Below are 20,279 nucleotides of genomic sequence, written 5' to 3'. Positions count from 1 at the left end.
CTTTTGGTGCGGGTTGCGTCAGAATGGCGCAGTAATTTCCAGTAAATTTCGCCAATGATCACAATTCCAGAATTATATTTTACTTCTGCATAACATTGCGTTTTTTATTCTATTTATTCATCCACATGGCAAACATATTCACTTTATATGCACTTAAGGTGCATATCGTTCGGTTGTAACACATTGATTTCCAGTTAGTGACCGTCATTTATGCACTTTTCCCCCTGGCTGGCATGAACCCTGCAATCTACATTTACAGCGTAAACATTACTTATTATTAACATATAAATAACGAATTATTTACTGTAGAGGTCGCTATGTCTCAGCCAATTACGCGTGAAAACTTTGATGAATGGATGATACCTGTTTACGCTCCGGCACCGTTTATACCGGTACGTGGCGAAGGTTCGCGCTTGTGGGATCAGCAGGGGAAAGAGTATATCGACTTCGCGGGTGGCATTGCGGTAAACGCATTGGGTCATGCGCATCCGGAACTGCGCGAGGCGCTGAACGAACAGGCGAGTAAGTTCTGGCATACCGGCAACGGTTACACTAACGAGCCGGTACTGCGACTGGCGAAAAAATTAATCGACGCCACGTTTGCCGATCGCGTCTTCTTTTGTAACTCCGGCGCGGAAGCCAACGAAGCGGCGCTAAAACTGGCGCGTAAATTCGCCCACGACCGCTACGGCAGCCATAAGAGCGGCATCGTGGCGTTTAAAAATGCGTTTCACGGGCGCACGCTGTTTACCGTCAGCGCAGGTGGGCAGCCAGCCTATTCACAGGATTTTGCGCCACTGCCACCGGATATTCGTCATGCTGCATATAACGATATTAACTCTGCCAGCGCGCTGATTGACGACTCTACCTGTGCGGTGATTGTCGAGCCCATCCAGGGGGAAGGCGGTGTGGTACCCGCCAGCAACGCGTTTTTACAAGGTCTGCGTGAATTGTGTGACCGCCACAATGCTTTGCTGATTTTTGATGAAGTACAAACGGGCGTCGGGCGCACCGGGGAACTGTATGCCTATATGCACTACGGCGTGACGCCCGATCTGTTAACCACCGCCAAAGCGCTGGGCGGCGGTTTCCCCGTTGGCGCTCTGTTGGCAACCGAAGAATGCGCCAGCGTGATGACCGTTGGCACCCACGGCACCACCTATGGCGGCAATCCGCTGGCCTCGGCGGTGGCAGGCAAAGTGCTGGATCTCATCAACACGCCAGAAATGCTTAACGGGGTTAAACAGCGTCACGACTGGTTTGTTGAGCGTCTTCATACCATTAATCACCGCTGCGGTTTGTTCAGTGAAATTCGCGGCTTAGGTCTGCTGATTGGCTGTGTGCTGAATGCCGATTACGCCGGGCAAGCGAAACAGATCTCTCAGGAAGCGGCGAAAGCGGGCGTGATGGTACTGATTGCGGGTGGCAACGTGGTGCGTTTTGCGCCTGCACTGAATGTCAGCGAAGAAGAAGTGACGACCGGCCTGGATCGTTTTGCTGCGGCCTGCGAACACTTTGTTAGCCGAGGTTCATCATGATGGTCATCCGTCCCGTTGAGCGCTCAGATGTCTCAGCGCTGATGCAGCTTGCCAGCAAAACGGGCGGCGGCCTGACGTCGCTTCCTGCCAATGAAGCCACGCTTTCGGCACGTATCGAAAGGGCAATCAAAACCTGGCAGGGCGAACTGCCCAAAAGCGAGCAGGGCTATGTGTTTGTGCTGGAAGAAAGTGAAACAGGTACTGTGGCGGGAATTTGCGCCATAGAGGTGGCAGTTGGGCTGAACGATCCCTGGTACAACTATCGCGTCGGCACGCTGGTCCACGCCTCAAAAGAGCTGAATGTTTATAACGCGTTGCCGACGCTGTTTCTCAGTAACGATCACACCGGCAGCAGCGAGCTGTGCACGCTGTTTCTCGACCCAGACTGGCGCAAAGAGGGCAACGGCTATTTGCTGTCGAAATCGCGTTTTATGTTTATGGCGGCTTTTCGCGACAAGTTTAATGACAAAGTTGTCGCGGAAATGCGCGGGGTGATTGACGAACACGGCTATTCACCGTTCTGGCAAAGCCTCGGTAAACGCTTCTTTTCGATGGATTTTAGCCGCGCCGATTTTCTCTGCGGCACCGGGCAAAAGGCATTTATTGCAGAACTGATGCCGAAACATCCGATCTATACGGACTTTTTATCCCAGGAAGCCCAGGACGTCATCGGTCAGGTTCATCCGCAAACTGCGCCCGCGCGGGCGGTGCTGGAAAAAGAGGGCTTTCGCTACCGCAACTATATCGACATTTTCGACGGCGGGCCGACGCTGGAGTGTGACATTGACCGCGTTCGCGCTATCCGCAAAAGTCGGCTGGTGGAAGTAGCGGAAGGACAACCTGCACAGGGCGATTTTCCGGCTTGCCTGGTCGCCAATGAAAATTATCACCATTTCCGCGTGTTGCTGGTGCGAGCCGATCCGGCGACCGAACGTTTGATTTTAACCGCCGCACAACTGGATGCCCTCAAATGCCACGCCGGGGATCGCGTTCGTCTGGTGCGCCTGTGTGCAGAGGAGAAAACAGCATGACTTTATGGATCAACGGTGACTGGGTGACGGGCCAGGGCGCACAGCGCGTGAAGCGTAATCCGGTATCGGGCGAGGTGTTATGGCAGGGCAATGATGCCGATGCTGCTCAGGTTGAGCAGGCTTGTCGGGCTGCTCGTGCAGCGTTTCCGCGTTGGGCGCGGCTCTCTTTTGGCGATCGTCAGGTAAGAGTTGAACGATTTGCTGTACTGCTGGAAAGCAACAAAGCCGAATTAACGGCGATTATTGCCAGAGAAACCGGCAAACCGCGTTGGGAAGCGGCAACCGAAGTGACGGCGATGATCAATAAGATCGCGATATCAATCAAGGCGTATCACGCTCGCACGGGAGAGCAGCGTAGTGAAATGCCGGATGGAGCGGCGAGCTTGCGGCATCGTCCACATGGCGTGCTGGCGGTGTTTGGACCGTACAATTTCCCCGGGCATCTGCCTAACGGGCATATCGTTCCGGCGCTGCTGGCAGGTAACACGATAATCTTTAAACCCAGCGAACTAACCCCCTGGAGCGGCGAGGCAGTCATGCGTTTATGGCAGCAGGCAGGCTTGCCGTCGGGCGTGCTGAACCTAGTGCAAGGTGGGCGCGAAACCGGTCAGGCGCTCAGTGCGCTGGAGGATCTCGACGGCTTGCTGTTTACCGGCAGCGCCAATACCGGCTACCAGTTACATCGCCAGCTTTCCGGTCAGCCGGAAAAAATTCTCGCCCTCGAAATGGGCGGCAATAACCCGCTGATTATTGATGACGTGGTGGATATCGACGCCGCTGTCCATCTGACTATCCAGTCGGCATTTGTCACTGCCGGGCAACGCTGCACCTGCGCCCGCCGTTTATTGGTGAAAAGCGGGGCGCAGGGCGATGCGTTTCTTGCTCGCCTTGTTGCCGTCAGCCAGCGGTTAACGCCGGGGAAATGGGATGACGAATCGCAGCCGTTTATTGGTGGGCTGATTTCTGAACAGGCCGCACAGCAGGTTGTTACTGCCTGGCAGGAACTGGAAGCATTGGGCGGGCAAACGCTGCTTGCGCCACGTTTGCTACAAGCGGGAACATCGCTGCTGACGCCGGGGATCGTTGAAATGACGGGTGTTTCAGGCGTGCAGGATGAAGAAGTGTTTGGGCCGCTACTTCGCGTATGGCGTTATGACACTTTTGATGGGGCGATAAAGATGGCGAATAACACCCGCTTTGGCCTCTCTTGTGGGCTGGTTTCCCCAAAACGGGAAAAGTTCGAGCAGCTATTACTGGAAGCGCGGGCAGGAATTGTTAACTGGAACAAACCGCTTACCGGAGCCGCCAGTACAGCACCATTCGGCGGCATTGGCGCTTCCGGCAACCATCGCCCCAGCGCCTGGTATGCGGCGGATTATTGTGCCTGGCCGATGGCGAGCCTGGAGTCGGACTCGTTAACGTTGCCCGCAACGCTTAACCCCGGGCTTGATTTTTCTGATGAGGTGGCGCGATGAATGCCTGGGAAGTCAATTTCGATGGATTGGTGGGGCTGACGCACCATTACGCTGGCCTGTCGTTTGGTAATGAAGCCTCCACCAGTCATCGTTTTCAGGTATCGAATCCACGACTGGCGGCGAAGCAAGGCTTACTGAAAATGAAAGCCCTTGCCGATGCGGGATTTCCCCAGGCGGTGATCCCGCCGCACGAGCGTCCGTTTATTCCGGTGCTGCGTCAGTTGGGATTCAGCGGCAGCGATGAGCAGGTACTGGAAAAGGTTGCCCGCCAGGCACCACACTGGCTTTCCAGCGTCAGTTCAGCATCGCCAATGTGGGTAGCTAATGCGGCCACGGTAGCGCCATCCGCCGATACGCTGGATGGCAAAGTACATTTCACGGTCGCCAACCTGAACAATAAATTTCACCGTTCGCTGGAAGCCCCCGTCACCGAATCGCTGTTAAACGCCATTTTTAACGATAAAGAGAAATTCACCATCCATTCGGCGTTGCCACAGGTGGCGATGCTCGGTGACGAAGGGGCGGCAAACCACAATCGCCTCGGCGGTCATTACGGCGAACCGGGCATGCAGATTTTTGTTTACGGGCGAGAAGAGGGTAACGGTACGCGGCCTTCCCGATATCCGGCGCGGCAGACCCGCGAAGCCAGCGAGGCGGTAGCCAGGCTGAATCAGGTTAATCCGCAGCAGGTGATTTTCGCCCAGCAAAACCCGGACGTTATCGACCAGGGCGTTTTTCATAATGACGTGATTGCCGTGAGTAACCGTCAGGTGCTGTTTTGCCATCAACAGGCGTTCGCTCGCCAGGCGCAATTACTGGCAAACCTGCGTTCGCGGGTCAACGGCTTTATGGCGATAGAAGTACCGACGTCGCAGGTTTCCGTTCCGGATGCTGTCTCGACCTATCTGTTTAACAGCCAGTTGTTGAGTCGCGATGATGGTTCGATGATGCTGGTGCTGCCACAGGAGTGTCGGGAACACGCCGGAGTATGGCGTTATCTCAATGAACTCCTTGCTGCGGATAACCCGATAAGCTCACTAAAAGTTTTTGATTTGCGCGAAAGCATGGCGAACGGCGGAGGCCCTGCGTGCCTGCGTTTGCGCGTTGTGTTGACGGATGAAGAACGTCAGGCGGTGAATCCGGCGGTGATGATGAACGATACGCTGTTTAATGCGCTCAATGACTGGGTGGATCGTTACTACCGCGATCGTCTGAGTGCTGCCGATCTGGCCGACCCGCAATTGCTGCGCGAAGGGCGGGAAGCACTGGATGCGTTGACTCAATTATTGAATCTCGGTTCGGTTTATCCGTTCCAGCGTGAGGGAGGGGAGAATGGATAATTTTCTCACTCTGACATTAGAGGGTAAAAAACCTGTCATCACCGAGAGAGAAATCAACGGTATTCGCTGGCGCTGGCTGGGGGATGGCGTGCTGGAACTGACGCCATTAATCCCACCGCAAGGCGCGTTGGTAATTTCGGCGGGGATCCACGGTAATGAAACGGCGCCTGTAGAAATGCTGGACGCCTTACTTGGCGCAATTTATCACGGTGAAATTAAGTTAAGCTGGCGCTTGTTGGCAATCCTCGGAAATCCCCCTGCGCTCAAGCAAGGAAAGCGCTATTGCCATAGCGATATGAACCGGATGTTTGGCGGACGCTGGCAGCAATTTGCCGAAAGCAGCGAAACCTGCCGCGCCCGCGAGCTGGAACAGTGCCTGGAAGATTTTTATCAGCAGGGGAAGGAGTCATTTCGCTGGCATCTTGATCTGCATACAGCCATCCGCGGCTCGTACCACCAGCGGTTTGGTGTTTTACCGCAACGAGAAATTCCCTGGGACGAAAGTTTTCTGACATGGCTGGGCGCGGCAGGGCTAGAGGCGTTGGTATTTCATCAGGCGCCCGGCGGCACGTTTACCCATTTCAGCTGCCAACATTTTGGCGCACTGGCGTGTACGCTGGAGCTAGGCAAAGCACTGCCGTTTGGGCAAAACGATCTTCGTCAGTTTGCGCCAACCACCAATGCAATTGCTGCGCTGTTAGCAGGGGCAAGTGTCGGTATAGAGAGAAAACTGCCCCAGCGTTACCGGGTGGTTTCGCAGATTACCCGTCACACTGCTGCCTTCGAGTTGCATATGGCGAGCGAGACGCTGAATTTCACGCCGTTTAAGAAAGGAACGTTATTGGCGCAGGATGATGAGGAACGTTTTACCGTGACTCATGATATTGAATATGTGCTATTCCCCAATCCATTGGTGGCGTTGGGATTACGCGCGGGATTAATGCTGGAAAAAATAACCTAGCACTTGCCCGCAGAAAGGTTTCTGCGGGTATTTAATAACGACTTTCGGAATAATACGGATTAATCCTGGATGTTTGCTTTATTTATCGCCATTTATCAGGTATAGTCCTTCATAATTTCTGCAAAATCATTGTCTTGTAATATTTATTCATCACTTTCCTTCAATTTTTCTTTTTTTCTCCATAATTGGCGAAAAAATGTTTTTTATACTTTCATTGATTTACCGTTGCTCTGATTAATTGACGCTAAACTCAGTAAAGTTAATCTCGTCAACACGGCACGTTACTTAAGAAAGCCGTAACAAATAACTGAAAGGAAGGATATAGAATATGCGTAAATTAACTGCACTGTTTGTTGCCTCTACCCTGGCTCTTGGCGCGGCTAACCTGGCCCACGCCGCTGACACCACTACCGCAGCACCGGCTGACGCGAAGCCGATGATGCACCATAAAGGCAAGTTCGGTCCGCATCAGGACATGATGTTCAAAGACCTGAACCTGACCGACGCGCAGAAACAGCAGATTCGTGAAATTATGAAAGGCCAGCGTGACCAGATGAAACGTCCGCCGCTGGAAGAACGCCGCGCAATGCATGACATCATCGCCAGCGATACTTTCGACAAAGCAAAAGCTGAAGCGCAGATTGCTAAAATGGAAGAACAGCGCAAAGCTAACATGCTGGCGCATATGGAAACCCAGAACAAGATTTACAACATCCTGACGCCGGAGCAGAAAAAGCAATTTAATGCTAATTTTGAGAAGCGTCTGACAGAACGCCCAGCGGGAAAAGGTAAAATGCCTGCAACTGCTGAATAATCTTTCAGCCAAAAAACTTAAGACCGCCGGTCTTGTCCACTACCTTGCAGTAAGGCGGTGGACAGGATCGGCGGTTTTCTTTTATGCGCCTGTGCCTGTCATTTTTGCGAAAACGTTAAGGTAAATCATACGAGTTGCCGATAACAATCCACGGTTGCCTGAGCGATAACAATGAAAAGAGCATGCCCGGAGCGAGTATGGAATACTTTGATATGCGTAAAATGTCGGTGAACCTGTGGCGAAACGCTGCCGGTGAAACTCGTGAGATCTGTAGTTTTCCCCCTGCGAAACGTGATTTTTACTGGCGTGCCAGCATTGCGTCCATTGCGGCCAATGGTGAATTTTCTTTATTTCCTGGGATGGAAAGAAGTGTGACTCTGCTGGAAGGCGGTGAGATGCTTCTTGAAAGCGCAGACCGTTTTAGCCATACCTTAAAGCCGTTACAGCCTTTTGCTTTTGCGGCGGACCAGGTGGTAAAAGCGAAACTGACGGAAGGGCAGATGTCGATGGATTTCAACATTATGACGCGCATGGATGCCTGTAAGGCGAAAGTCAGAATTGCCGATCGCACGTTCACCACTTTTGGCTCACGCGGCGGGGTGGTGTTTGTGATTAGCGGGGCATGGCAACTGGGCGAAAAATTGTTAACCACCGACCAGGGCGCGTGCTGGTACGATGGCAAACACACCCTGCGGCTTTTGCAACCGCAAGGCAAACTGCTGTTCAGTGAAATTAACTGGCTTGCAGGCCATTCACCGGATCAAGTTCAGTAATTTCATAGCGACCGGAAAGTAGTGGTTTACAAAGAATTTTATAACCATCGTGATCGAATCCGGCAGGCGTACGGATCAACGTTGCCGCCTCTTCCAGCGAATTAACTGCCCCCAGCCACAGCCAGTTATGAATAATATGGTATTGGGTCATTTCCGGGTGCTGTTCTTTCAACGCAACCGCACCTTGCCACGGCCAGCAGATCACCCGCAAACGTTCCAGCGACTGGAGCAGACGTTGAGCATGATCTTCATGGCTCTCTTTTCCGCAGCACGCTCCGGCGCAACGTTTTAGCGCCGACCGAAAGCAAGCACGACCGCGGCTTAACGGTTCCAGCCCGAGCAGGCCATAACAGAGCTTTTGTTCATCGGCGATTGTCTGTAATGCCTGTAATGCCGAGCGGCGATTGGCAAACAGGCCAAACAGGTTTGGCGCAGTAGAAAAATCCACGTCTTTGGCGTACACCACATCTACGCGTTTTTCATTCAGTTGCAGGGCGCAGAGCTGACGATTGCGGCGCAACCGTTTATTAAACAAAGGCTGTTGCTCTTTGATTAGACGCGCTTCAAGGAGCAGAGCGCCGATTTCGCCCGCGGTACATATCCAGCTAATGCGTCGGGATTGTCGCAGCATGGCCGCTTCATCCGGGGTACGTAAATGGGAAAGGACGCGGCTGCGGATGTTAACGCTTTTGCCGATATAGAGCGGCATAGTGTTACTTTCGCCATGAAACAGATACACACCGGGTCGGGTGGGTAAGTCAGTAAGAAATGAACGTAAATGTTCGGGATATTCATAAATTGCCGCCGCTTCAAATTCGAGCCGCGGGGAAGTTAAACGCCGTACCACTGTTTACTCCGAGTGCTGGTCATTTATCCAGTATAGCGGGTGGGTGGCGATTAAAAAAGAGGCAAGGCCGATGACAAATTTAAACTGCCAGATGCGCTACGCTTATCAGGCCTACTCGATTCCTGCAATGTATTGAATTTGCAAAGTTTTGCAGGCCGGATAAGGCGGTTACGCCACATCCGGCATGAATAAAGTATTTGGTGTCGACAATCTCAGGCGGGGAGGCAGCACTGTTTATTTTTTCCAGAAATCATCGAAAACCGTAATGGGTGGGCGGCGTTTATGCTCGGTTTTCAGATACCAGTTCTCAATCGTTCTGGCGACCTGTTCCGGGACATTTTTCCCTTCCAGATAGTCATCGATATTTTCATACGTTACGCCGAGCGCGACTTCATCTGGCAGTGACGGGCGGTCATCTTCCAGGTCGGCTGTTGGGGCCTTCTTATAGAGATGCTCAGGGCAACCTAACGCCGCCAGTAACTGTTTACCCTGACGTTTGTTCAGACGATACAGAGGGTTAATGTCTGTGCCACCATCACCATATTTAGTGAAGAATCCAGTAATGGCTTCTGCCGCATGATCGGTGCCAACTACGACGCCATTAGTCATACCCGCAATGCTGTATTGCGCTTTCATCCGCTCACGTGCTTTTTCATTGCCACGCACAAAATCGCTCAGTTCGATACCCGCTTCCCGCAATGCCTGTTCACTGGCGAGTACCGCGCCCTTGATATTGACGGTTAATACGCGATCCGGCTGAATAAAGGCAATGGCGTCCTGGCAATCTTGTTCGTCGGCCTGAACACCGTAGGGCAGGCGCACGGCGATAAATTGCAGTGATTCATTACCGGTTTCCTGGCGCAGTTCATTAATTGCCATCTGACACAACTTACCGGCAAGGGTAGAGTCCTGACCACCGCTAATGCCGAGTACCAGTGATTTAATGAACGGGTAGGTTTGTAGATAGCTTTTCAGAAAATCGACGCTACGACGAATTTCCTCTTCAGCATTAATCTGCGGTTTTGCGCCCAGCGCCTTTATTATTTGTTGCTGCAATGTCATTGAACCCCTCCAGACAGAAAAATAAAACTTCCTTAAAGCTAACCCGTTGCTACAGAAACGACAAGCGACAGCAGGTTGAATGGTGGTTAAAACGTCATACAGGAATCCTCTGAAAGCGAAACCGTTTCGCTCTCAGGCTTGAAAAAGCCCCCGATGTATTCCAGGCTTATCTAACACGCTGATAAACAAGAGGACGGAATATGAACAAGAATATGGCAGGAATTCTGGGTGCAGCGGCGGTATTAACCATGCTGGCAGGTTGTACGGCGTATGATCGTACCAAAGACCAGTTTGTACAGCCTGTGGTGAAAGACGTCAAAAAAGGCATGAGCCGGGCGCAGGTTGCACAAATTGCGGGTAAACCTTCGTCTGAAGTGAGCATGATCCATGCTCGTGGTACTTGCCAGACCTACATTCTGGGTCAACGTGATGGTAAAGCAGAAACCTATTTTGTCGCGTTAGATGATACCGGGCATGTGATCAATACCGGCTATCAGACCTGTGCCGAATACGACACTGATCCGCAGGCTGCGAAGTAATTCCTTCATCTGAAAGCTTGAGTCACAACGAAAACCGGTCATTGTGCCGGTTTTTTTATGCGCGTGTTCTTATTTGTTGACGCGAATTATTTAACCGAAATGTGAAGGTGGTCATAACAGCAGGTCAAGGAGAGACAATTTGTATAGTCAAAGAAATACTATTGCTCAGGTCAATACCGTATACTCTTTTCAGCCACCAAAAAAAGTCATGTTGGTTTCGCAAGTTACCCAGAGCATGGAAGCAGGTGAAGGCTTGCGGAGTGTCTGGCTGACAGATAATCGTTGATGAGGGCAGTTTTATGGAAAAGAAACACATTTATCTGTTTTGTTCTGCGGGCATGTCTACCTCTTTACTGGTATCAAAAATGCGCGCTCAGGCAGAAAAATATGAAGTTCCGGTCATTATTGAAGCATTTCCAGAAACGCTGGCTGGTGAAAAAGGGCTGAATGCCGATGTCGTTTTATTAGGGCCACAGATTGCTTATATGTTGCCCGAAATTCAGCGTTTGTTACCCAATAAACCGGTGGAAGTAATTGACTCGCTGTTATATGGCAAAGTCGATGGTTTAGGCGTGCTTAAGGCTGCAGTTGCAGCAATTAAAAAAGCCGCAGCAAATTAATTTTTAAATTTTCCCGTCAAAGAGTTATTTCATAAATCTATACCGCAATATTTAATTTGCGGTTTTTAAGGGTATTTTTCTATGAGTAATGTTATTGCATCGCTTGAAAAGGTACTCCTCCCTTTTGCAGTTAAAATAGGAAAGCAGCCGCACGTTAATGCAATCAAAAACGGTTTTATTCGCTTAATGCCGTTAACCCTCGCAGGGGCGATGTTTGTATTAATTAATAACGTTTTCCTTAGCTTTGGGGAGGGGTCGTTTTTTTATTCCTTAGGTATTCGCCTCGACGCCTCGACCATTGAAACACTCAATGGTCTGAAAGGTATTGGCGGAAATGTTTATAACGGAACATTGGGGATTATGTCTTTAATGGCACCGTTCTTTATCGGCATGGCGCTGGCAGAAGAGCGTAAAGTCGATGCGCTGGCAGCGGGATTGTTATCCGTTGCGGCGTTTATGACCGTCACGCCTTATAGCGTCGGCGAGGCTTATGCCGTCGGCGCTAATTGGTTAGGCGGCGCGAATATCATCTCCGGGATTATTATCGGCCTGGTGGTGGCAGAAATGTTTACCTTTATTGTCCGCCGCAACTGGGTAATTAGACTGCCCGATAGCGTACCTGCGTCGGTATCGCGTTCTTTCTCTGCATTGATTCCCGGCTTTATTATTCTTTCCGTGATGGGGATTATTGCCTGGGCGCTGACGACCTGGGGCACAAACTTCCATCAGATCATTATGGATACTATCTCGACGCCGCTGGCATCGTTGGGCAGTGTGGTCGGCTGGGCGTATGTGATTTTTGTTCCACTGCTGTGGTTCTTCGGTATTCACGGCGCGCTGGCGCTGACTGCACTGGACAACGGCATCATGACGCCGTGGGCGTTGGAAAACATTGCGACCTACCAGCAATATGGTTCCGTCGAAGCGGCATTAGCTGCCGGTAAGACCTTCCATATCTGGGCCAAGCCGATGCTGGACTCCTTTATTTTCCTCGGTGGTAGTGGCGCGACCCTGGGCCTGATTTTGGCTATCTTTATTGCTTCTCGCCGTGCTGATTATCGTCAGGTGGCAAAACTGGCTCTGCCGTCCGGCATCTTCCAGATTAACGAACCGATTCTGTTTGGTCTGCCGATTATTATGAACCCGGTGATGTTTATCCCGTTTGTGCTGGTACAACCGATTCTGGCGGCAATTACCCTGGCGGCATATTACATGGGCATTATTCCACCAGTGACCAACATTGCGCCGTGGACCATGCCAACCGGTCTGGGAGCCTTCTTTAACACCAACGGTAGCGTCGCCGCCTTACTGGTCGCACTCTTCAACCTCGGTATCGCCACGCTGATTTATCTGCCATTTGTTGTGGTGGCTAACAAAGCACAAAACGTGATTGATAAAGAAGAGAGTGAAGAAGATATTGCTAACGCGCTGAAATTTTAATCGATATCGGCACAGGTAACGCTGTGCCGGGTAAGGAAAGTGAGGAACTGAGTATGATGGATCTCGACAATATCCCGGATACGCAAACCGAAGCCGAAGAACTGGAAGAAGTGGTGATGGGGCTTATCATCAACTCCGGGCAGGCGCGCAGTCTGGCGTATGCGGCGCTGAAACAGGCAAAGCAGGGCGATTTTGCGGCAGCAAAAGCGATGATGGATCAGTCACGAATGGCGTTGAATGAAGCGCATCTGGTACAGACGAAACTGATTGAAGGCGATGCGGGCGAAGGTAAGATGAAAGTGAGTCTGGTGCTGGTCCACGCTCAGGATCATTTAATGACCTCAATGCTTGCACGTGAACTAATTAGCGAATTAATTGAGCTTCATGAAAAATTGAAGGCATAAGGAGTTGATGATGCAGTCAGTGATTAACGCGCCGGAAATTGCCACAGCCCGTGAACAACAACTGTTTAATGGCAAAAACTTCCATGTGTTTATCTACAACAAAACTGAGAGTATCAGTGGGCTGCATCAACACGACTATTATGAATTCACCCTGGTGTTAACTGGTCGTTATTACCAGGAGATAAACGGTAAACGCGTGTTGCTGGAGCGGGGCGATTTTGTCTTTATTCCGTTGGGCTCGCACCATCAAAGTTTTTATGAGTTTGGCGCCACGCGTATATTAAATGTTGGGATCAGCAAACGTTTTTTTGAGCAGCATTATCTGCCGTTGTTGCCTTATTGCTTTGTCGCATCACAGGTATACCGGACCAATAGCGCTTTTCTCACCTATGTGGAAACGGTCATCTCTTCACTGAATTTCCGTGAAACCGGGCTGGAAGAGTTTGTTGAGACAGTGACTTTTTATGTTATCAACCGCTTACGTCATTACCGTGAAGAACAGGTAATTGATGATGTGCCTCAGTGGCTGAAAAGCACGGTTGAAAAGATGCATGATAAAGAGCAGTTTAGTGAAAATGCGTTGGAAAATATGGTGATACTGTCGGCGAAATCGCAGGAATATTTGACGCGTGCGACCCAGCGATATTATGGCAAAACGCCAATGCAAATTATTAATGAAATTCGCATTAATTTTGCCAAAAAACAACTGGAAATGACCAACTATTCGGTAACAGATATTGCATTTGAAGCCGGTTATAGTAGCCCCAGTCTGTTTATTAAAACGTTTAAGAAATTGACCTCGTTTACACCCAATAGCTATCGTAAAAAATTGACTGAATTTAATCAGTAGCCATTGTATCAGAACACTAAATTTACATGCTTGCTCTGTATAACCTGGTGTTTCCGGGTTATTCCTGACTTAGCGGCAGGCACGACGAATATCAGTATTTCCTAATGAAGGGAGAAATTATGAGCCAGAAATTAAAAGTCGTCACTATTGGTGGCGGGAGCAGCTATACCCCGGAATTACTGGAAGGGTTTATTAAACGTTATCACGAATTGCCGGTGAGTGAATTATGGCTGGTGGACATCGAAGAGGGTAAAGCGAAGCTGGATATTATTTTCGATCTCTGCCAGCGGATGATTGATAACGCTGGTGTACCAATGAAGCTTTATAAAACGCTTGGTCGCCGCGAAGCATTGAAAGATGCCGATTTCGTCACCACCCAGCTGCGCGTAGGTCAATTACCAGCACGCGAACTCGATGAACGTATTCCGTTAAGTCATGGTTATCTCGGCCAGGAAACCAACGGTGCAGGTGGCCTGTTTAAAGGTCTGCGTACTATTCCGGTGATTTTTGACATAGTCAAAGATGTTGAAGAACTCTGCCCCAATGCCTGGGTGATTAACTTTACGAACCCAGCGGGAATGGTCACCGAAGCCGTTTATCGTCATACCGGATTTAAACGCTTTATCGGCGTGTGTAATATTCCGATTGGCATGAAGATGTTTATCAGCGATGTTTTAGCATTGAATGAGAACGATGATTTATCTATCGATCTGTTCGGGCTGAACCACATGGTGTTTATTAAAGATGTTCTGGTAAATGGCAAGTCTCGCTTTGCCGAATTGCTTGATGGTGTGGCATCCGGGCAGTTAAAAGCGTCTGGCGTAAAAAATATTTTCGATCTGCCGTTTAGCGAAGGCTTAATTCGCTCACTGAATCTGTTGCCGTGCTCGTATCTGCTTTATTACTTCAAGCAAAAAGAGATGCTGGCGATTGAAATGGGTGAGTATTATAAAGGCGGCGCACGTGCACAGGTGGTACAGAAAGTCGAGAAACAACTCTTTGACCTGTATAAAAACCCGGACCTGAAAGTTAAGCCGAAAGAACTGGAACAGCGCGGCGGGGCATATTACTCAGATGCGGCGTGTGAAGTGATTAATGCTATCTACAACGACAAGCAAGCGGAACATTACGTTAATATCCCGCATCATGGGCATATTGATAATATTCCGGCAGACTGGGCGGTAGAAATGACCTGTACACTGGGGCGCGATGGCGCGACGCCACATCCACGCATTACACACTTCGATGACAAAGTGATGGGCTTGATTCATACCATCAAAGGTTTTGAGATTGCCGCCAGTCACGCAGCCCTTAGCGGTGAATTTAACGATGTGTTACTGGCGCTCAACCTTAGCCCGCTGGTGCATTCCGATCGTGACGCGGAACTGCTGGCAAGAGAGATGATTCTGGCGCATGAGAAGTGGTTGCCAAACTTTGCTGACTGCATTGCAGAACTCAAAAAAGCACATTAACTGAGGCTGATTATGGAACGCTTACTGATTGTTAATGCCGATGACTTTGGCTTAAGTAAAGGCCAGAACTACGGCATTATCGAGGCCTGTCGTAATGGTATTGTCACCTCAACGACGGCGCTGGTGAATGGGGAAGCTATCGACCATGCGGTGCGGTTAAGTCGTGATGAGCCGAGTCTGGCAGTTGGGATGCACTTTGTCCTTACACTGGGTAAGCCGCTGACTGAGATGCCTGGGCTGACCCGGCAAGGTGTGTTGGGGAAATGGATCTGGCAGCTGGCAGAAGATGATGCCTTACCACTGGAAGAAATTTCCCAGGAACTCGCCAGCCAGTATCTGCGATTCATTGAATTGTTTGGCCGCAAGCCAACACATCTTGATAGTCATCATCATGTGCATATGTTCCCGCAGATTTTCCCGATTGTGGCGAAGTTTGCGGCTGAAGAGGGGATTGCGTTGCGTATTGATCGCCAGCCAGTATTTAACGACGGTGATTTACCCGCTAATCTGCGCAGTTCACAGGGCTTCAGTAGTGCATTCTATGGTGAAGAGATCAGTGAATCACTGTTCCTGCAAGTGTTGGATGATTCCAGTCATCGCGGTGAACGCTCACTGGAAGTGATGTGCCATCCTGCGTTTGTCGATAATACAATTCGCCAGAGTGCTTACTGTTTCCCACGGTTAGCTGAACTGGATGTGTTAACGTCGGCGTCGTTGAAGTATGCCATTGCCGAGCGTGGTTATCGGTTGGGTAGTTATCTGGATGTGTAGGTAAGGCTGTTTTGCCGGATGCGGCGTAAACACCTTGTTCGGCATGCAATATATTGAAATTTCAAAGCATTATGAGCATCCGGTAAGCCTGATAAGCGCAGCGCATCAGGCAAAGGTGGCGCAATTGCGCCACCCATATTTACGCCGGAATTTTGTCAATCTTAGGCATACGTGACCAGACGCGGTGCGCCGCCATTAGCGTTAACAGTTCATCCATAAAACTACCGTCGGCGCTGTCGGCTTCCACAACCCCTTCTTCACTTTTGTCATCCACCTTAATTGTCGCTTTGAACTTGCGGGCCTCTCCCGCCAGCGCAATCGGTTTAAGGTGTTTGTAGGCTTCCATCAGGTAATAGTTCGCATCGCCGTTGTCTGCGATATCCGCAATATTACCGCAAGGGACAATGACCGCATCCACCGTCAGCGAAGGCGCTCCGGCAAAGGTAGCAGCAATTGGCAATACTGTGCCGTCATCGGTGGTCACTTCGCCCATCCGTGAATAAAGCAGTTTGGCATGAACGCCTTTGGCTTTCAGCGCCTTGAGAATGGCCAGCAGGTCTGCCGATCTCACTTCATCATTAAGCAAAATCGCTACCACACGGCCTTTGACATCACCGTCAGGAATGGCATACAGGCTTAATGTTGGGGCATTTTTCAGACCGTTGATGTCTGGTGGTGGGGTAATATTCAGTTGTTCATCAGTCAGTTCGATACCGAGATTTTCAGCCACAGCCTGCGCCAGAGTGAGATCGATATGTGCCAGTTGATCAACGACGCGTTCACGAATATACGGACGAGCAACTTTGCTCAATTCAAAGCTGAAAGCGTCGATAATGTGGCGCTGTTCAAACGGCGTCTGGCTTAGCCAGAACAGACGCGGATGGGAATAATATTCACCAAACGATGGGCTACGCTCGCGGACTTTGTTGCCTTCTACACGTTCCTGGTATGATTCAAATCCGCCGCGTTTCGGCCCCGGCGGTGTTTCGCGCGGCCAGTTGTCGTTGATCGAGTTCGGTTCGTAGTTTGCCGGATTGGTGTCGATTCCCATGCGGTGCATGCCGTCACGCTGGAAATTATGGTAAGGGCAGGTCGGGCGGTTAATCGGAATTTCATGGAAATTGGGCCCACCAAGACGACTAATTTGTGTATCGGTATAAGAGAACAAACGCCCCTGCAATAACGGGTCGTTGGTGAAATCCAGACCGGGGACAATATGCCCTGGATGGAAAGCTACCTGTTCGTTTTCGGCAAAGAAGTTATCCGGGTTGCGGTTAAGCACCATTTTGCCGACGCGCTGTACTGGCACCAGTTCTTCCGGAATAAGTTTGGTTGGATCAAGAAGGTCGAAATCAAACTTGAATTCGTCTTCTTCCGGGATTAACTGGAAGCCCAGTTCGTATTCCGGGAAATCGCCTGCTTCAATGGCTTCCCACAGCTCACGGCGGTGGAAGTCCGGGTCACGTCCGGTGAGTTTCTGCGCTTCATCCCATACCAGCGAGGCTTTACCTGCCAGTGGTTTCCAGTGGAAACGCACAAACGTCGCTTTCCCTTCGGCGTTAATCAGGCGGAAAGTGTGGATGCCGAAACCTTCCATCGTACGGTAGCTGCGCGGGATCCCGCGATCCGACATCGCCCATATCACGTTATGCAGCGTTTCCGGTTGCAGGGAAACATAATCCCAGAATGTGTCGTGGGCGCTACCTCCCTGTGGGATCGCCCAGTGCGGTTCCGGTTTTACCGCATGAACAAAATCGGGGAATTTATGCGCATCCTGAATAAAGAAGATCGGCGTGTTGTTGCCGACAAGGTCAAAAATACCCTCTTCAGTATAGAATTTGGTGGCAAAACCGCGGATATCACGCACGGTATCTGCCGAGCCAGCACCACCCTGAACGGTAGAGAAACGGACAAATACTGGGGTGATTTTGTTCGGGTCAGACAGGAAGTCGGCTTTGGTAATATCGCTTAAGTTTTTATACGGCTGGAAATAACCATGAGCCGCAGATCCTCGCGCATGAACAATACGCTCCGGGATACGCTCATGGTCAAAGTGAGTGATCTTCTCGCGCAGAATAAAATCTTCCAGCAGCGTTGGACCACGGCTACCGGCACGCAGTGAGTTTTGATCGTCAGCGATGCGCACGCCCTGATTGGTGGTCAGCGCATAATTTTCACTACCTTTACGTACATCTTGCAGGGAATTGAGTTTTTCATTACGCGTATCAGGGGCTTTCAGACTGCCTGGCGCGGTCGGCTGCGTGCCTGGCGGGGTCGGTTCAGCCGCTGGGCGATGAGAGCCGTCCTCAGGTGCCAGTGAGTCCATTCCTGGTTTCGCTTCGTTCGAGTCGTGCAGGGGGGACTGGTGCTGATGTGGGGTCTTTTCGTTATGTTGCGACATTGAACTCGTCTCCTTATTTCATTGCTGAAAGGGCCGCTTTTTTGGTCAAAAAACCCTCTAACTATAGACCATCGGGGATGTCTCGCTCTGGAGGTGGTGTCGGCGAAAGTATTTGAAGATGTACGCAAAGCAGGACGGACGTGGGCTAAATCGGCTAAACTACATTTTTTCTGATTTTTAATATGCGTTTAGTGAAGCCAGTAATGAAGAAACCGCTACGTCAGCAAAACCGCCCGATTATTAGCTATGTCCCGCGCACGGAACCTGCGCCGCCGGAGCATGCGATTAAAATGGATTCGTTTCGTGATGTCTGGATATTACGTGGCAAATATGTAGCGTTTGTTCTGGTGGGGGAGTCATTCTTGCGCTCACCGGCGTTTAGTGTGCCGGAGGCGGCCCAGCGCTGGGCGAATCAGATTCGACAAGAGAATGAGGTCGAAGAGTAAAAAAACGCCTGTCGGGATGACAGGCGTTTTGCGTTATAAGCCAGGGTTAACGGTGAGCCAGTTCGGCGTCATCTTCGCTATCCAGAATGGATTTATCGGTCTGCTTCAGCCACTGGCTGGTCAGTGTACCTGCGGTCATAGAACCGCTGACGTTCAGTGCCGTACGGCCCATATCGATAAGTGGTTCAACGGAAATTAACAATGCCACCAGCGTTACCGGCAAGCCCATTGCAGGGAGTACAATCAGTGCGGCGAATGTTGCACCGCCACCAACGCCTGCAACACCTGCTGAACTCACAGTGACGATACCAACGAGTGTCGCAATCCACATTGGGTCCAGCGGATTAATGCCAACCGTAGGCGCAACCATCACTGCCAGCATTGCCGGATACAGCCCGGCACAGCCGTTTTGACCAATGGTCGCGCCGAAAGATGCGGCGAAACTGGCGATGGATTCAGGAACACCCAGACGACGCGTTTGTGCTTCTACATTCAGCGGAATAGACGCAGCACTGGAGCGACTGGTGAAGGCAAACGTCAGCACTGGCCAGACTTTACGGAAGTATTTCAGTGGGCTTACGCCATTAATACCCAGCAGAATGCCATGCACTGCAAACATAATGATAAGACCGAGGTAGGACGCGACAACGAAGCTACCCAGTTTAATGATGTCTTGCAGGTTGGAGCCAGCAACGACTTTGGTCATCAGTGCCAGAACGCCGTATGGCGTCAGTTGCATGACCAGGCGAACCAGTTTCATCACCCAGCTTTGCAGCGTATCGATAGCGGTTAAGACTCGTTCACCTTTCGGCGCATCATCTTTCAGCAGTTTCAGTGCTGCAACGCCCAGGAAAGCCGCAAAAATTACCACGCTGATAATTGACGTCGGATTGGCACCGGTCAGATCGGCAAACGGGTTTTTCGGGATAAAGGACAAGACAAGCTGCGGAACGCTCAGGTCAGAGACTTTACCGACATAGTTGCTTTCGATAGCGTTCAGACGCGCAGTTTCAGCGCCACCCTGAACCAGCCCCTCAGCTGTCAGACCAAACAGATTAGTGACCAGTACACCGACCAGCGCCGCAATCAGCGTGGTAAACAGTAGCGTACCAATAGTCAGAAAACTGATTTTGCCTAGTTGAGACGCGTTATGCAGACGGGCAACCGCACTTAAAATGGAGGCAAATACCAGCGGCATGACGATCATTTGCAGTAGCTGAACATAGCCGTTACCGACAATGTTAAACCACTGAACAGAATCTTTAAGTACCTGGCTGTCAGAACCATAAATGGTATGCAGGGCAAGGCCAAAAACCACACCCATCACCAGACCTACCAGCACTTTTTTGGCCAGACTCCACTGTTTGTGGCGGGTTTGGGCCAGCGCAAACAGCAGCACAACGAACACTATGATGTTCGCAATTAATGGAAAGTTCATCCCCGTTCTCCTGATCTTATTATTTCTATCGCTACGCAGTAGCCATAGTGTTGAAGC

At 50.6% G+C, this 20,279-nt stretch carries 19 protein-coding genes; 15 read left to right on the top strand and 4 right to left on the bottom strand.

The genetic code is table 11. The features are described 5' to 3' along the window. Positions 1-317: 317 nt before the first annotated feature. The 7 genes from astC (at position 318) to ves (ending at position 7,932) form a co-directional block, all read left to right on the top strand. The gene (gene astC / locus D9734_RS14300; RefSeq protein ID WP_130208324.1) at positions 318-1,538 is read left to right on the top strand and encodes a succinylornithine/acetylornithine transaminase; all 1,221 of its coding nucleotides are present in this window, start codon (positions 318-320) and stop codon (positions 1,536-1,538) included. Further along, positions 1,535-2,569 (top strand): arginine N-succinyltransferase, encoded by a 1,035-nt coding sequence (gene astA, locus D9734_RS14295; RefSeq protein ID WP_130208322.1) that lies wholly within the window; start codon positions 1,535-1,537, stop codon positions 2,567-2,569. Before astC ends, astA begins: the two co-directional genes overlap by 4 nt. Then, entirely contained in the window at positions 2,566-4,044 is a 1,479-nt protein-coding gene (gene astD / locus D9734_RS14290; RefSeq protein WP_130208320.1) for a succinylglutamate-semialdehyde dehydrogenase, read from the top strand. The genes astA and astD overlap by 4 nt, the downstream gene beginning before the upstream one ends. Beyond that, the gene (gene astB / locus D9734_RS14285; RefSeq protein WP_130208318.1) at positions 4,041-5,384 is read left to right on the top strand and encodes an N-succinylarginine dihydrolase; all 1,344 of its coding nucleotides are present in this window, start codon (positions 4,041-4,043) and stop codon (positions 5,382-5,384) included. The genes astD and astB overlap by 4 nt, the downstream gene beginning before the upstream one ends. Further along, positions 5,377-6,345: a succinylglutamate desuccinylase gene (astE, locus tag D9734_RS14280; RefSeq protein ID WP_130208316.1), complete on the top strand. Its 969-nt coding sequence runs from the start codon at positions 5,377-5,379 to the stop codon at positions 6,343-6,345. The genes astB and astE overlap by 8 nt, the downstream gene beginning before the upstream one ends. A gap of 328 nt (positions 6,346-6,673) precedes the next feature. Then, positions 6,674-7,159 carry an ATP-independent periplasmic protein-refolding chaperone Spy gene (spy, locus tag D9734_RS14275; protein ID WP_130208314.1) on the top strand — a complete coding sequence of 162 codons (486 nt, stop codon included), beginning with the start codon at positions 6,674-6,676 and terminating at the stop codon, positions 7,157-7,159. Between the two features lie 197 nt (positions 7,160-7,356). Further along, on the top strand, positions 7,357-7,932 hold the full coding sequence (gene ves, locus D9734_RS14270) for an environmental stress-induced protein Ves (protein ID WP_130208312.1): 576 nt from the start codon (positions 7,357-7,359) through the stop codon (positions 7,930-7,932). On the opposite strand, the gene cho is transcribed toward ves, so the two are convergent. Together cho and nadE are read right to left on the bottom strand one after the other, a co-directional pair. Further along, positions 7,892-8,779 (bottom strand): excinuclease Cho, encoded by an 888-nt coding sequence (gene cho / locus D9734_RS14265; RefSeq protein ID WP_130208310.1) that lies wholly within the window; start codon positions 8,777-8,779, stop codon positions 7,892-7,894. The genes ves and cho overlap by 41 nt on opposite strands. 234 nt (positions 8,780-9,013) lie before the next feature. Beyond that, positions 9,014-9,841 carry an ammonia-dependent NAD(+) synthetase gene (gene nadE, locus D9734_RS14260; protein WP_064529168.1) on the bottom strand — a complete coding sequence of 276 codons (828 nt, stop codon included), beginning with the start codon at positions 9,839-9,841 and terminating at the stop codon, positions 9,014-9,016. A 200-nt stretch (positions 9,842-10,041) separates the two neighbouring features. Between nadE and osmE the strand changes: the two genes are divergently transcribed. The 7 genes from osmE to chbG all read left to right on the top strand — a co-directional run bounded on the left by osmE (position 10,042) and on the right by chbG (position 15,937). Next, complete coding sequence (osmE, locus tag D9734_RS14255) at positions 10,042-10,380, top strand: osmotically-inducible lipoprotein OsmE (protein ID WP_064529167.1); 339 nt, start codon at positions 10,042-10,044, stop codon at positions 10,378-10,380. A 299-nt stretch (positions 10,381-10,679) separates the two neighbouring features. After that, positions 10,680-11,000, top strand: coding sequence for a PTS N,N'-diacetylchitobiose transporter subunit IIB (chbB, locus tag D9734_RS14245; RefSeq protein WP_000412160.1), 321 nt, complete (start codon positions 10,680-10,682; stop codon positions 10,998-11,000). 81 nt (positions 11,001-11,081) lie between these two features. Then, complete coding sequence (gene chbC, locus D9734_RS14240; protein WP_130208308.1) at positions 11,082-12,440, top strand: PTS N,N'-diacetylchitobiose transporter subunit IIC; 1,359 nt, start codon at positions 11,082-11,084, stop codon at positions 12,438-12,440. 53 nt (positions 12,441-12,493) lie between these two features. Further along, a complete protein-coding gene (gene chbA, locus D9734_RS14235; protein WP_064529165.1) occupies positions 12,494-12,844 on the top strand; it encodes a PTS N,N'-diacetylchitobiose transporter subunit IIA in 351 nt (116 codons plus the stop codon). Positions 12,845-12,851: 7 nt separating this feature from the next. Beyond that, positions 12,852-13,694, top strand: coding sequence for a transcriptional regulator ChbR (gene chbR, locus D9734_RS14230; protein WP_171021378.1), 843 nt, complete (start codon positions 12,852-12,854; stop codon positions 13,692-13,694). A gap of 119 nt (positions 13,695-13,813) precedes the next feature. Next, positions 13,814-15,166, top strand: a complete 1,353-nt coding sequence (celF, locus tag D9734_RS14225) for a 6-phospho-beta-glucosidase (protein WP_130208306.1) — start codon at positions 13,814-13,816, stop codon at positions 15,164-15,166. A 12-nt stretch (positions 15,167-15,178) separates the two neighbouring features. After that, the gene (chbG, locus tag D9734_RS14220; protein ID WP_130208304.1) at positions 15,179-15,937 is read left to right on the top strand and encodes a chitin disaccharide deacetylase; all 759 of its coding nucleotides are present in this window, start codon (positions 15,179-15,181) and stop codon (positions 15,935-15,937) included. A 139-nt stretch (positions 15,938-16,076) separates the two neighbouring features. Here the strand turns inward: chbG and katE are convergent, their stop codons facing one another. Further along, positions 16,077-18,338 carry a catalase HPII gene (katE, locus tag D9734_RS14215; protein ID WP_130208302.1) on the bottom strand — a complete coding sequence of 754 codons (2,262 nt, stop codon included), beginning with the start codon at positions 18,336-18,338 and terminating at the stop codon, positions 16,077-16,079. A 182-nt stretch (positions 18,339-18,520) separates the two neighbouring features. Here katE and cedA point away from each other — a divergent pair, with 182 nt between their 5' ends. Further along, entirely contained in the window at positions 18,521-18,784 is a 264-nt protein-coding gene (gene cedA / locus D9734_RS14210) for a cell division activator CedA (RefSeq protein ID WP_130208300.1), read from the top strand. A 46-nt stretch (positions 18,785-18,830) separates the two neighbouring features. Here the strand turns inward: cedA and tcyP are convergent, their stop codons facing one another. After that, the gene (gene tcyP, locus D9734_RS14205; RefSeq protein WP_064529160.1) at positions 18,831-20,222 is read right to left on the bottom strand and encodes a cystine/sulfocysteine:cation symporter; all 1,392 of its coding nucleotides are present in this window, start codon (positions 20,220-20,222) and stop codon (positions 18,831-18,833) included. Positions 20,223-20,279: the final 57 nt, after the last annotated feature.

Origin of the sequence: Escherichia sp. E14S1 (assembly GCF_004211995.1) — a bacterium.
GTDB lineage: Bacteria > Pseudomonadota > Gammaproteobacteria > Enterobacterales > Enterobacteriaceae > Escherichia.
Note: the sequence above shows the minus strand (reverse complement) of the source record. Positions and strands in the feature narration are given on the sequence as shown.

What these genes read in the sequence shown, in the direction of transcription:
- astC (WP_130208324.1), top strand. Translation starts at nt 318, where the DNA reads ATGTCTCAGCCAATTACGCGTGAAAACTTTGATGAATGGATGATACCT.
- celF (WP_130208306.1), top strand. Translation starts at nt 13,814, where the DNA reads ATGAGCCAGAAATTAAAAGTCGTCACTATTGGTGGCGGGAGCAGCTAT.
- chbC (WP_130208308.1), top strand. Translation starts at nt 11,082, where the DNA reads ATGAGTAATGTTATTGCATCGCTTGAAAAGGTACTCCTCCCTTTTGCA.
- spy (WP_130208314.1), top strand. Translation starts at nt 6,674, where the DNA reads ATGCGTAAATTAACTGCACTGTTTGTTGCCTCTACCCTGGCTCTTGGC.
- astA (WP_130208322.1), top strand. Translation starts at nt 1,535, where the DNA reads ATGATGGTCATCCGTCCCGTTGAGCGCTCAGATGTCTCAGCGCTGATG.
- chbR (WP_171021378.1), top strand. Translation starts at nt 12,852, where the DNA reads ATGATGCAGTCAGTGATTAACGCGCCGGAAATTGCCACAGCCCGTGAA.
- tcyP (WP_064529160.1), bottom strand. Translation starts at nt 20,222, where the DNA reads ATGAACTTTCCATTAATTGCGAACATCATAGTGTTCGTTGTGCTGCTG.
- osmE (WP_064529167.1), top strand. Translation starts at nt 10,042, where the DNA reads ATGAACAAGAATATGGCAGGAATTCTGGGTGCAGCGGCGGTATTAACC.
- chbB (WP_000412160.1), top strand. Translation starts at nt 10,680, where the DNA reads ATGGAAAAGAAACACATTTATCTGTTTTGTTCTGCGGGCATGTCTACC.
- cedA (WP_130208300.1), top strand. Translation starts at nt 18,521, where the DNA reads ATGCGTTTAGTGAAGCCAGTAATGAAGAAACCGCTACGTCAGCAAAAC.
- astE (WP_130208316.1), top strand. Translation starts at nt 5,377, where the DNA reads ATGGATAATTTTCTCACTCTGACATTAGAGGGTAAAAAACCTGTCATC.
- chbG (WP_130208304.1), top strand. Translation starts at nt 15,179, where the DNA reads ATGGAACGCTTACTGATTGTTAATGCCGATGACTTTGGCTTAAGTAAA.
- chbA (WP_064529165.1), top strand. Translation starts at nt 12,494, where the DNA reads ATGATGGATCTCGACAATATCCCGGATACGCAAACCGAAGCCGAAGAA.
- ves (WP_130208312.1), top strand. Translation starts at nt 7,357, where the DNA reads ATGGAATACTTTGATATGCGTAAAATGTCGGTGAACCTGTGGCGAAAC.
- astD (WP_130208320.1), top strand. Translation starts at nt 2,566, where the DNA reads ATGACTTTATGGATCAACGGTGACTGGGTGACGGGCCAGGGCGCACAG.
- nadE (WP_064529168.1), bottom strand. Translation starts at nt 9,841, where the DNA reads ATGACATTGCAGCAACAAATAATAAAGGCGCTGGGCGCAAAACCGCAG.
- astB (WP_130208318.1), top strand. Translation starts at nt 4,041, where the DNA reads ATGAATGCCTGGGAAGTCAATTTCGATGGATTGGTGGGGCTGACGCAC.
- katE (WP_130208302.1), bottom strand. Translation starts at nt 18,338, where the DNA reads ATGTCGCAACATAACGAAAAGACCCCACATCAGCACCAGTCCCCCCTG.